This is a genomic window from Kineothrix sp. IPX-CK (assembly GCF_039134705.1).
Lineage (GTDB): Bacteria > Bacillota > Clostridia > Lachnospirales > Lachnospiraceae > Kineothrix > Kineothrix sedimenti.
The window spans coordinates 2076969-2089653 of sequence record NZ_CP146256.1; the positions used below are offsets into that span (position 1 = coordinate 2076969).

At 45.5% G+C, this 12685-nt stretch carries 11 protein-coding genes; all 11 read left to right on the plus strand.

Annotation, left to right across the window (positions count from 1 at the left end; genetic code table 11):
* Nucleotides 1-7: 7 nt before the first annotated feature.
* The 11 genes from lepA (at nt 8) to fliE (ending at nt 12666) form a co-directional block, all read left to right on the plus strand.
* Nucleotides 8-1822: a translation elongation factor 4 gene (gene lepA, locus V6984_RS10075; protein WP_342759652.1), complete on the plus strand. Its 1815-nt coding sequence runs from the start codon at nt 8-10 to the stop codon at nt 1820-1822.
* Nucleotides 1823-2977: a radical SAM family heme chaperone HemW gene (hemW, locus tag V6984_RS10080; RefSeq protein WP_342759653.1), complete on the plus strand. Its 1155-nt coding sequence runs from the start codon at nt 1823-1825 to the stop codon at nt 2975-2977.
* A gap of 110 nt (nt 2978-3087) precedes the next feature.
* Complete coding sequence (sigK, locus tag V6984_RS10085; protein WP_342759654.1) at nt 3088-3723, plus strand: RNA polymerase sporulation sigma factor SigK; 636 nt, start codon at nt 3088-3090, stop codon at nt 3721-3723.
* 23 nt (nt 3724-3746) lie between these two features.
* Nucleotides 3747-4928 (plus strand): HD-GYP domain-containing protein, encoded by a 1182-nt coding sequence (locus V6984_RS10090; RefSeq protein ID WP_342759655.1) that lies wholly within the window; start codon nt 3747-3749, stop codon nt 4926-4928.
* Between the two features lie 398 nt (nt 4929-5326).
* Nucleotides 5327-6859 carry a YifB family Mg chelatase-like AAA ATPase gene (locus tag V6984_RS10095; protein WP_342759656.1) on the plus strand — a complete coding sequence of 511 codons (1533 nt, stop codon included), beginning with the start codon at nt 5327-5329 and terminating at the stop codon, nt 6857-6859.
* A 7-nt stretch (nt 6860-6866) separates the two neighbouring features.
* Nucleotides 6867-7991 (plus strand): DNA-processing protein DprA, encoded by a 1125-nt coding sequence (gene dprA / locus V6984_RS10100; RefSeq protein WP_342759657.1) that lies wholly within the window; start codon nt 6867-6869, stop codon nt 7989-7991.
* A 154-nt stretch (nt 7992-8145) separates the two neighbouring features.
* Nucleotides 8146-10224: a type I DNA topoisomerase gene (gene topA, locus V6984_RS10105; protein ID WP_342759658.1), complete on the plus strand. Its 2079-nt coding sequence runs from the start codon at nt 8146-8148 to the stop codon at nt 10222-10224.
* 199 nt (nt 10225-10423) lie between these two features.
* Nucleotides 10424-11209: a GTP-sensing pleiotropic transcriptional regulator CodY gene (codY, locus tag V6984_RS10110; RefSeq protein WP_342759659.1), complete on the plus strand. Its 786-nt coding sequence runs from the start codon at nt 10424-10426 to the stop codon at nt 11207-11209.
* 224 nt (nt 11210-11433) lie between these two features.
* Nucleotides 11434-11823, plus strand: coding sequence for a flagellar basal body rod protein FlgB (flgB, locus tag V6984_RS10115; RefSeq protein WP_342759660.1), 390 nt, complete (start codon nt 11434-11436; stop codon nt 11821-11823).
* 19 nt (nt 11824-11842) lie between these two features.
* Nucleotides 11843-12292 (plus strand): flagellar basal body rod protein FlgC, encoded by a 450-nt coding sequence (gene flgC / locus V6984_RS10120; protein ID WP_342759661.1) that lies wholly within the window; start codon nt 11843-11845, stop codon nt 12290-12292.
* A gap of 50 nt (nt 12293-12342) precedes the next feature.
* Nucleotides 12343-12666 (plus strand): flagellar hook-basal body complex protein FliE, encoded by a 324-nt coding sequence (fliE, locus tag V6984_RS10125; protein WP_342759662.1) that lies wholly within the window; start codon nt 12343-12345, stop codon nt 12664-12666.
* Nucleotides 12667-12685 lie beyond the last annotated feature (19 nt).

The following is a 12685-nucleotide window of genomic DNA, read 5'->3' on the forward strand; positions in this document are numbered from 1 at the left end:
GAAACAAATGTCAGGCATAGATCAAAGTAAAATAAGAAATTTTTGTATTGTGGCCCATATCGACCATGGAAAATCTACTTTGGCGGATCGTATTATAGAGAAAACGGGTCTTTTGACAAGCCGCGAAATGCAGGCGCAGGTCTTAGACAATATGGATTTGGAGAGAGAGCGGGGAATTACTATAAAGGCACAGACCGTTCGTATCGTATATAAAGCGCAGAATGGAGAGGAGTATATTTTCAACCTGATCGATACACCCGGACATGTGGATTTTAACTATGAGGTCAGCAGAAGTCTTGCGGCCTGCGACGGAGCGATCCTTGTGGTGGACGCGGCTCAGGGAATCGAGGCTCAGACATTAGCTAATGTATATTTGGCGTTGGATCACAATCTGGATGTATTTCCTGTCATTAATAAGATAGATTTGCCCAGCGCGGATCCCCAGCGCGTGAAGGATGAAATTGAAGATATTATCGGCCTTGAGGCGCAGGATGCGCCTCTTATTTCCGCTAAGAGCGGAATCGGCATCGAAGAGGTGTTAGAAGCGGTGGTACATAAGATACCTGCTCCTGCGGGAAGTGCGGACAACCCTCTTCAGGCTCTCGTGTTCGACTCCCTTTACGATTCTTACAAGGGAGTTATCGTGTTTTGCCGTATTAAAGAGGGCAGGGTGCGGAGAGGAACGCAGATATTGATGATGGCGACCGGTGCGAAAGCAGAAGTTGTGGAGGTGGGTTATTTCGGGCCGGGTCAGTTCATTCCATGTGAGGAGCTGTCTGCGGGCATGGTAGGCTATATGACTGCTTCCATCAAGAATGTAAAGGATACGGCGGTGGGAGATACGGTAACTGATGTAAAAAATCCCTGCGCGGCGCCTTTGCCTGGCTATAAAAAGGTAAATTCCATGGTGTACTGCGGGATGTATCCTGCAGACGGGGCGAAATATCCTGACCTTAGGGACGCCTTGGAGAAACTTCAGCTAAACGACGCATCTTTACATTACGAGCCGGAGACCTCGATCGCTCTCGGCTTTGGTTTCCGCTGCGGCTTTTTGGGATTGCTGCATTTGGAAATCATTCAGGAGCGTTTGGAAAGAGAATACAATCTGGATTTGGTGACGACGGCGCCGAGTGTTATCTATAAAGTGCATAAGAACAATGGGGAGGTCATAGAATTGACCAATCCCTCTAATTTACCGGACCCTACGGAAATCGAATATATGGAGGAGCCGGTAGTGAGCGCGGAGATCATGGTGACCACAGAGTTCATCGGTTCCATCATGGAACTTTGCCAGGAGCGCAGAGGACGTTATTTGGGAATGGAATATATGGAGGAGACGAGGGCACTGCTCAAATACGAGCTGCCGTTAAACGAAATCATTTATGACTTCTTTGACGCTCTGAAATCCCGCTCCAAAGGCTATGCTTCCTTTGATTACGATTTGAAGGGCTATGAGGAATCCAAACTGGTGAAGCTGGACATCCTGATCAACCACGAAGAGGTGGATGCCCTTTCCTTTATCGTGCATGCGGACAGTGCTTACGAGCGCGGACGCAGGATGTGTGAGAAGCTTAAGGACGAGATTCCCAGACATCTGTTCGAGATTCCGATCCAGGCGGCGGTAGGCGGCAAGATCATAGCCAGAGAGACGGTAAAGGCTATGCGAAAGGATGTGCTTGCGAAATGCTACGGCGGTGATATTACCCGTAAAAAGAAACTTCTTGAAAAGCAGAAAGAGGGAAAAAAGCGCATGCGTCAGATAGGCAGCGTGGAAATTCCTCAGAAAGCTTTTATGAGTGTGCTTAAATTGGATGATAAATAAATGTTAAGTATATATATTCATATTCCTTTTTGCGTAAGAAAGTGTTTATACTGTGATTTCCTGTCCTTTCCGGCTTCGGAGAGGGATAAGGAGATCTATGCGGCGGCGTTGCTTAAGGAAATAGAGACGGAAGCTTTCCGGTATGAAGAACGCCTTGTGGATACCGTTTTTTTGGGAGGAGGAACTCCCTCGATTCTGCAGACAGCCCATATTGAAAAGATAATGGATACGCTGAAGAACTGCTACCGTTTCTCCTCCAAGCCGGAAATAACCATAGAAGTAAATCCATGCACGGTAGATAAGGAAAAGCTCAGCCGGTACAAAGCCGCAGGAATCAATAGACTCAGCATCGGTGCCCAGTCGGTGCAGGACTCTGAGCTCAGGGCTTTGGGCAGGATCCACAATGCCGCCGATTTCTTCGCCGCCTTTCATATGGCGAGAGAGGCCGGTTTCGATAACATAAATGTGGACCTGATGTCGGCACTTCCGGGGCAGACTGCAGAACGCTATCTGGAGACTTTACTTAAGGTGACAGGCCTTAAACCGGAGCATATTTCTGCCTATAGCCTCATTATCGAGGAGGGAACCCCCTTCTTTGATATGTATGGCGAGAAAGAGGGAGAAAACGGAGTGGAAAGGGGTCTTCCGTCGGAAGAAGAGGAACGCCGGATGTATGAAGAAACCGGAAAGCGGTTGGAGGAGGCGGGCTATTGCCGCTACGAGATTTCCAATTATGCTTTAAAGGGAAGAGAATGCAGACATAATACCACATACTGGAGGAGACACGATTATGCCGGGTTCGGACTGGGAGCCTCTTCCATGGTGGAAAATGTGCGCTGGAAGAATACCGCCAGGATGCAGACCTACTTAGACGCTTATGGCAAAGGGAAGATTCATGGGAACGTAAAGGAAGAGATTCAAAGGCTGGGCAGAGCAGAACAGATGGAGGAGTTCATGTTTTTGGGACTTCGTTTGACTGAGGGCGTGAGCAGAGCGGAATTTTTTGAGGCTTTTCACGAGGATATGGAGAAAATATACGGGCCGGTTTTGCAACAGCTTCTTGATAACGGCCTGATCGATACAGGAGAACGGGTAAAACTCACTTCTTACGGGAGAGATGTAAGTAATTATGTTATGGCCCAATTTCTCTTTTAAGTTGTTGCTATTTTTGGTAATAATTTGTATAATATAGTTAATTTAAATGGAAAGGCACTAGAAGGGCAGCGAGGTCATAGAATATAATAAATTGACTTCGGGGGCGCTTTTTGAAAACTTTCCAAAAACCTTTAACCGCAGAAGAAGAAGCCTGCTATATTCAGAACCTGCAAAAAGGGAGCAGTGAGAAAGCCCGGGAAGCGAGAGAAATTCTTATTGAGCGCAATTTACGCCTGGTGGCCCACATCGCCAAGAAGTATCAGAACGTGGATGAGGACATGGAAGACTTGATTTCCATAGGCACGATTGGGCTTATTAAAGCGGTGGCATCTTTTGATGCCAGCAAGGGAAAGCTCAGCACATATGCTTCGCGCTGTATAGACAACGAATTGTTAATGTTGATTCGCTCCAAGAGAAAGACGTCTAAAGAAGTATCCTTATATGAGCCGATTGGAACGGATAAAGAAGGAAATGAGATAAATTTACTCGATATTATTGAGACTGAACAGGTAGATGTGATAGACAGAATGGAGCTGTGCAGCGATTTGAAAAAATTGGCACGCTTGTTGGAGAAGTTAGAGGGCAGAGAAAAAGAAATTATTTTTTTAAGGTACGGACTTGAAACGGGGAGAGAGGTTACCCAAAGGGAGATCGGGGAACGGCTGGGAATATCCAGAAGCTATGTTTCCCGTATTGAGAAAAGGGCTCTGGGTAAGCTTAAAAGAGGATTCGAAAAAGAATCTTAACGTCAGATAAAGGGGGACAGTATATGCTTTTTGTGAAAACAGAGAAGTTAAAGAAGGGAATGAGATTGGCAAGGCCGATCTACAACAAGGATGGGGTCTTGCTTTATGAGCGCAGTTCTAAGCTTACGGCACAAGGCATTCAGAGTATTCATACGTTCGGTTTAATCGGTTTGTTCATTCTGGAGCCGGCTGAGCCAGTTCCGCCGATGACGCAGGAGGATATTTTGTTCGAGCGTTTTCAGACGATGACTGTGTTCGCGCTGAGCGAGGAATTGAATAAATTGAAGGACAGCAAACGGGGACCGAAGCTTCAGGTAATCGTGAATAACATTCTTAGGCGTTATGGCCATCTCGATAAAAGTATCAATTTTATCCAGAATTTGAGAAGTAAAGAGGATCATGTATACAAGCACGCGTTAAACACGGCTATTCTTTGTGCGATGATAACGCATGTGCTGAATATAAAGCTCGAGGAGCAGATGGACACTGTTATGGCGGCGTTGGTACACGACGTCGGAATGTTGTCATTACCTAAAACGGTATCGGAGAAAGAAGAGAATAACGATGCTGAAAGGGAGATGATCGCTTCCTATAAGACAGCAGGATTCGAACTGATCGGCAGGGTATTTTCCGCAGAGCCTAATATTAAGCGTATCTGCGTGCAGTCTCAGAAGATGATGGATAATTTTAAAGTCGGCGTGGAAGATAAGAGGTTTAGGCCGGTGAGGGGGGCACAGGTGCTTACCGTAGCCGAGACTTACGATACGATGACAGCGATGCACTTGAATGGAGCTCCGGTTTCGGAGGTTGCAGCTCTTAAGCATTTGCTGAACCACCCGGAGATTTATATGCCGGAGATTGTGGACGCTCTCATTGAATCTGTGAATATTCTGGTGCCTGGTGTGAGTGTAGAGTTAAATACCGGTGATAAGGCAATCGTAATCAGAAATAACGAAGAAAATGTTCTTCGCCCGATGGTCTTAGGCTTTAAGGACAATAATATCATGGATTTAGCGGAAAAATCTTACAGTGACCTGGAGGTTGTCGATATTATGAAGACGATGGATAACCGCTGCATCATTGATACGAAGACGCTGCGGGAGCACGGCATCAATGTACCGGAACTCAAGGAAGCAGAGATTCACACCGGAATTGCAGAAGAAGGCACGGAAGTGGAAGAGTATATTCCGGGACAGTTCTTCTAATAGTTTTTTAGAATTACATAGGATTTTATTTATTATCATAAGTTCCCTGCGTCCGGCGTCTTAGCCGGGCGTATGAAGGAACATCAGGGGATTCCCCCAATAATTCCATTTTTATTATATTTATTTTTAATATGAGTAGAGGAATGTAACACTGTTATATCATGAAAAGCTGAATGCCCTTTAGGGTTTATCAGGAACTTTCCACGTGGATTTTTTTCTCCTGCGTTTACGGCTGTATAGACTAAATGGCACATCTTTGCGGTGCTTACCATGAGGACATCAGATTCCCTTAAGAAAATACAAGCCGCTCTATGAAGGAGGCAAAAACAAACACACCGTGGGAAATTACTGCGAGGCCATGAAAGGACACATAAAATTAACGGAGGAGGTTGTATTTAATGTTTAGTACTATAATATCAGCAGCTATATGCGGTATGAATGCCATGCTGGTACATGTGGAGGTGGATATGGCGAAAGGCCTGCCTGGCTTTTTAATGGTGGGTTATTTGAGCGGAGAAGTGAAGGAAGCGGGAGAACGAGTAAGGGTAGCACTGAAAAATTCCGGTATCGCGCTGTCTCCTATGCGGACTACGGTCAATTTATCTCCGGCGAATATAAGAAAGGAAGGCACAGCCTTTGACCTTCCTATAGCGGTAGGTATGCTTCGCTCTATGGATTGTATAGAGGAAGATGCAGTAGCCGGTATTATGATTGTGGGAGAGCTTAGCCTTAATGGAAAGGTCAATCCCATAAAGGGAATTCTTCCATTGGTAAGGCGGGCGAAAGAGGAAGGAATAAAGCGGTGTCTGGTACCCGAAGAAAATAAGGAGGAGGGAGCAGTAATATCCGGGATAGAGGTAATAGGTGCTGTTTCCCTGCAAGACGCACTCAGTTATTTAAAGGGAGAGCGGAAGGAGGAGAATACGAAGGAAAAAGTTGTGGCAAGCAGGAAAGGAAAGCGAGAAAAAACGCCTGATTTTTCGGAAATAAGCGGGCAGGCGGCGGCGAAACGGACGGCGGAAATCGCTGCTGCGGGTTTTCATAATTTATTGCTCGTAGGGCCGCCCGGATCAGGTAAAACGATGATAGCAAACAGGCTTACGGGCATTCTTCCACCTCTTACGAGCGAGGAATGTATGGAGGTTTCCTCGCTCTATAGCATTGCGGGACAGTTGAGCAGCGGGAAGACCCTCATCGAAAAAAGGCCTTTTTTAAGCCCTCACCATACTGTAACGATACATTCCCTCACGGGCGGAGGGAGAATTCCCAGGCCCGGAATCATCAGCCTCGCCCACAAGGGAGTGCTATTTTTGGATGAGATGCCGGAATTCGGCCAGCGTGTGCTGGACGTGCTAAGACAGCCCTTGGAAGAGAAGCAGATTAATATCGCAAGAATTGGAGGGAACTATACGTATCCAGCAGATTTTATGCTAGTAGGAGCTATGAATCCCTGCCCCTGCGGGTATTATCCGGATATGAACAGATGCCGCTGCACTCAGGCGGATATTAAGAAATATCAAAGCCGTATATCGGGACCTGTTCTGGACAGGATTGATTTGTGCACGGAGGTATCCCAAATAGCAATGAAGGAGTTGACCAAAAAGAATGAAGGGGAGTCGAGTGCTTCTATACGAAAGAGGGTGATGAGCGCCAGAAAGAGACAGGAAGAAAGGTATAGAGGAAGGGAATATAAGTGTAACGCAGGACTTACAGCGAAGGATATATCGAAGTTTTGTTTACTGGGTGATAAAGAAGAGACGCTGATGGAGAGGGCCTTTACCTCCTTGCAGCTTAGTGCCAGAGGCTATTATAGAATTCTCCGTGTTGCGCGCACCATTGCGGATATGGATGAGAGCGAGCAAATTAAAGAGGTACACTTAGCGGAGGCCATCAGTTACCGCATGGAAGGGAATAAATATTGGGAGAGGTAAAAGACATATGAATGGGGAAAGCAGTTGGGACGAGCCGTATGCTTATTGGCTGGCAAACGTCCCGGGAATCGGTAATAGAATGAAGCGTAAGCTTTCAGCTTATGGGAAGAGCGCCAGGGAGGTATATGAGATGCCGGAAAAGGAGCTGATGCAATTCCTTTCAGCCCCGAAACTGGAGAAAATGGTAAGGGAGCGAAGGCGTTGGGATGTGGAAGGAGAATATAGAAAGCTTCAGGAGGAAGGAGTGAATTTCGTTAGTCTGTTAGAAACCTCTTATCCCGAAAAGCTGGCAGCAATAGAGGATGCTCCCTTCGGGCTGTATTTTTATGGAAGGCTGCCGAGTAAGTCCGTACCCTCCGTGGCGATAATCGGTGCAAGAGAATGTTCGGAATATGGAAGGTATATGGCGGGATTGTGGGGAAGTCAGCTGGCGCAGGAGGGTGTGGCGCTTATAAGCGGAATGGCGAGAGGAATCGACAGTATCGGGCAGAGGGCGGCGCTGGAAGCCGGAGGAAACAGCTATGCGGTGTTAGGCTGTGGTACGGATATTTGCTATCCGGCGGAAAATAGAAAAATTTATGAGAGGATGAAGACGCAGGGAGGGATACTCTCCGAATATTCTCCGGGTACCGGCCCTAAGCCTCAGCTGTTTCCACCCAGAAATCGGATTATCAGCGGACTTTCGGATGTGGTAGTAATCATTGAGGCGAGGGAGAAGAGCGGTACCTTGATTACCGCCGATATGGCACTTGAACAAGGGAAGGAGGTATATGTACTTCCCGGCAGGGCCACGGACCGCCTGAGCGAGGGCTGTAACCGGTTAATTAAACAGGGAGCAGGGCTTATGCTCTCCGTTTCTGAGATGCTTGAGGAGACCGGACTGCGTGAAAAAAAGAGGAGATGGGAAGAAGAATTGTCCGGCACAGAGGCTGACGAAGGGGAAAAGGGACATACAAAGCTTGAAAAATGCCTTGATTTTTATCCTAAGAGCATAGAACAGCTTCAGGAGGAATCCGGTATGGAATATAGGGAAATCATATGCCGCCTCATGAATCTTTGTATGGACGGAGAGGTAAAGCAAGTGTCTGCAGGATTTTATCAAAAAGCTGGAAAATATGATATTCGTATATAGAATAAATGAATAAAATTTCTAAATTTTTCATAATATTACTTGCAAGCGCAGAAAAATTATTGTATAGTGATGCAAGTTGCAGGCCAGACGGCACAGTGTGCTTATGCGGCCTTATATATAGAAGAAACTATAGCAGATGAACAGGGGAAAAAATATGGCAAAGTATTTAGTGATTGTGGAATCGCCAGCAAAAGTAAAGACGATTAAGAAATTCTTGGGACCTAATTATGAGGTTGCCGCGAGTAACGGACATGTGAGAGACATGCCGAAGAGCCAGTTGGGAATTGACATAGAAAACGATTATGAACCGAAATATATTACGATTCGGGGAAAGGGAGATATTCTTGCAAATCTTCGCAAGGAAGTGAAGAAGGCGGAAAAAATCTATCTGGCAACCGACCCCGACCGCGAAGGTGAAGCGATCTCGTGGCATCTTACAAAGGCGCTTAAGCTGGAGGACAAGAAGGTGTACCGCATTACCTTTAACGAAATTACCAAGACTGCGGTAAAGGAATCGCTTAAGAACGCGCGTAAGGTGGATATGGATCTGGTGGATGCACAGCAGGCCAGAAGAGTATTGGACCGAATGGTGGGCTATCGTATCTCTCCGGTGCTGTGGGCAAAGGTAAAGAGAGGGCTGAGTGCGGGCCGTGTGCAATCGGTAGCGCTCCGCATTATTTGTGACAGAGAGGATGAAATTAACGCATTCATTCCGGAGGAGTACTGGACGTTGGACGCTCTTTTACACGTTCCGGGGGAAAAGAAGCCTCTGGCAGCCAAATATTACGGAACTGCTGAAGGAAAAGTGAATATTTCCTCCGAGGAGGAATTGAACGATATTATAAAAGATTTAAAAAATGCCAAATATGAAGTTGCAGAAGTGAAAAAGGGAGAACGGACGAAAAAAGCGCCTCTGCCCTTTACCACTTCCACTTTGCAGCAGGAAGCCAGCAAGGTGCTCAATTTCTCCACTCAGAAAACGATGCGTCTCGCTCAGCAGCTTTATGAAGGCGTGGATATAAAGGGGAACGGTACGGTAGGTATTATCACGTATCTTCGTACGGATTCCACAAGAGTCTCCGAGGAAGCGGAGAGGCAGGCAAGGGAATATATTGACTCGGTCTATGGCAGTGAATATGCTGCCGTATCGGCTAATGAGAAAAAGACATCCCAGAAGATTCAGGACGCCCATGAGGCGATTCGTCCTACGGATATAGCAAGAACTCCTTTTGAAATGAAGGATTCTTTATCCAGAGACCAGTTCCGCCTTTATCAGCTTATTTGGAAGCGGTTTGCGGCCAGCCGTATGAATCCGGCGAAATATGAAACTACCTCGGTTAAGATCGACGGGAACGGACATCGCTTTACTGTTGCCGCATCAAAGATTATCTTCGATGGCTTCATGAGCGTATATACAGAGGAAGAAGAAAAAGAAGAGGGCAATACCCTCATCAAAGGCATTGATAAGGATACGAAGCTGGAATTTGAAGCCTTCGACTATAAGCAGCATTTTACTCAGCCGGCACCTCACTATACAGAGGCCTCCTTGGTACGTGCCTTAGAGGAGCTGGGAATAGGCCGTCCCAGTACCTATGCACCTACTATTACGACGATTTTGGCAAGGCGGTACGTGGTGAAGGAAAACAAGAATCTGTATGTGACAGAACTCGGAGAAGTGGTAAATAATATGATGAAGGAGGCTTTTCCCAGCATTGTGGATGTGAATTTTACCGCTAATATGGAAGTCCTTTTGGATGGAGTAGAGGAAGGAAGCGTGAAGTGGAAGAGCATTGTTTCTAATTTTTATCCTGATTTGGAGACGGCGGTGCAGAAGGCGGAAAAAGAGCTGGAGCACGTTAAGATAGCCGATGAGGTGTCGGATGAGGTGTGCGACTTATGCGGAAAGCAGATGGTAATTAAGTATGGACCTCACGGCAGGTTTTTGGCTTGTCCGGGCTTTCCCGAATGCCGCAATACGAAACCTTATCTGGAGAAGATTGGAATTCCGTGCCCTAAGTGCGGAAAAGATATCGTACTGAAGAAGACAAAAAAGGGCAGAAAGTATTATGGCTGCGTGGGCAATCCGGAATGTGATTTTATGGTATGGCAGAAGCCCTCCGAAATAAAGTGTGAAAAATGCGGCTCTCTCATGCTGGAAAAGGGGAACAAGCTGGTTTGTTTTAATGAGAACTGTGGACACGTGATGAACCGCCCCAATAATCCGCAAAATTAAAAACGGCTGCTGCAATTTCAGAAATTGTTCTAAATTTCGACAAATTTTTAAATAATTCCCCTCGGAATCGTTGATATTACGAAAACATTGTGATACAATTAGCGTATTAAGCAACAATTCCGGGGGTTTTTATGTACTTTTCTTCCCCCATTATGTGCGGCGGCTGCCGAATACAAAAAGGAAAATTGGAGGTAGGGGAATGAGCAGTGTTCAACTGTTGGACAAGACAAGAAAAATAGGCAAGTTATTGCACAACAATAATTCCAGCAAGGTGGTTTTTAATGACATATGCAGTGTGTTGTGCGAGATTTTGTATTCTAATGTTCTTGTAATCAGCAAGAAAGGAAAAGTGCTCGGCGTGGGAACCGCGCCGGGAGTGGATTCCATCAACGAGCTGATTGTCGGCAAGGTGGGCGGTTTTATTGATTCTATGCTGAATGAGAGAATGCTTGCCGTCTTATCCACGAAGGAAAACGTGAATCTGGAGACGCTTGGGTTTGAGAATATTGATATGAAGAAGATTCAGGCGATAATTACGCCTATCGATATAGCAGGAGAGCGGCTAGGTACGTTATTCATTTATAAAGGTGACGAGCAGTACGACATCGACGATATTATCCTGTGTGAATACGGAACTACGGTAGTCGGCCTCGAGATGCTGCGGGCTGTGAACGAAGAAAGTGCAGAGGAAGGCCGGAAGGTCGCAGTAGTGCGTTCAGCGGTCAGTACTCTTTCATTTTCGGAATTAGAGGCGATTACCCATATATTTGACGAGCTTGGCGGAACAGAGGGGATTTTGGTGGCGAGCAAGATTGCGGATCGCGTAGGGATCACCAGGTCGGTAATCGTTAATGCGTTAAGAAAGTTCGAAAGTGCGGGTGTTATTGAGTCCAGATCCTCGGGAATGAAGGGGACTTATATTAAAGTGCTTAACGATGTAGTGTTTGACGAAATTGATAGAATTAAAAAAGAAAGCAGAAAATAATAGGAAAATATCGAAAAAGAAAGAAAACAAAAAGGATTTATTGAAGTATTCATAAATCCTTTTCGCATTTTTTGTCTTTTTTTGTAAAAAAATCTTGTGTTTTTTAATAAATAATTTATAATAGAAAATAGTAGATTAGAAGAGCTATATTTTGGGGTAATTTGGAAGGGATTTGAATTTTTATCCAAGATGTAGACCAGAAACTGCTTACGAAGGAGAAGGTTATGATTAACAGCAATACATTTGATTATATTAATGTACTGGACAAGGCGGCGGATGCAGCATGGATTCGTAACGATGTGATTGCTAACAATATAGCGAATGTATCCACTCCGGGATATAAGAGACAGGATGTGGAGTTCGAGTCGGAATTGAAAAGGGCTTTGGAGCATTCCAAATACACTTCCATGGACGATAAAGTTAGTGATTTGAAAATCAATAAGCTGAAGCCGCGTACATATGTTGATTCGGCAAATTTTTCTTACCGTTCGGATGGCAATAATGTGGACGTCGAGACGGAGAATGTGACACTTGCGGCGAACCAGCTGCGGTATAACGGTTTGGTTGACAGTATGACGCAGGAACTTAAAAATCTTCAGATGGTTATGAAATAAGGGATAGGGGGAGCAGTAAATGAGCGATATTTTTACATCGTTTAACATTAATTCATCTGGAATGACCGCTCAAAGATACCGGATGGATATTATTTCGCAGAACATCGCAAATGCAAATACTACGCGTACGGAGGATGGAACTCCTTATCGCAGGAAGGTGGTTACCTTTTCGGAGAAGAATTCCCAGACGCCCTTCAGCAGAGTGTTGAATACGGCGACTGACAGATATTCGGGAACCGGAGTAAAGGTAAACGGTGTCTATGAGGACACGTGGACCGAAATGGTAAAGGCTTACGATCCGTCCCATCCTGATGCGGATGAGGATGGATATGTATCGTATCCTAATGTCAATATTATTACAGAAATGACGAATATGATAGACGCAAGCCGCGCATATGAAGCGAACGCTACAGCATTTACAGCAAGCAAGTCCATAGCCTTGAAGGGGTTGGAAATGGGCAAGGGGTAATAAATAGTAATTAGGGTCTGGAATAAATTTCTTAATAATGGAGGGAAACAATGGATATTACATCCTTATACAACGTGACATCGGGCGCCGTAAAGCAGGCGGCTGAAAGCAGTGCAATAGGAAAATTAACTCCCCGGCAGGAAGATACTTCTTTTGATAGTATTCTTACTAAGGCTATGGAGAATATCAACACCACGAACAGTTATTTGTCAGATGCAGAAAACGAAGAGATCAAGTGGGCGCTGGGAGAGACCCAGAATACACATGATCTCACGATAGCTCTTGGTAAGGCTTCGACCGCATTACAGTACACGGTGGCAGTCCGCGACAAGTTGTTAGACGCTTACAAAGAGATTATGCAAATACAAATCTAAAAGATCTGATAGAAATACG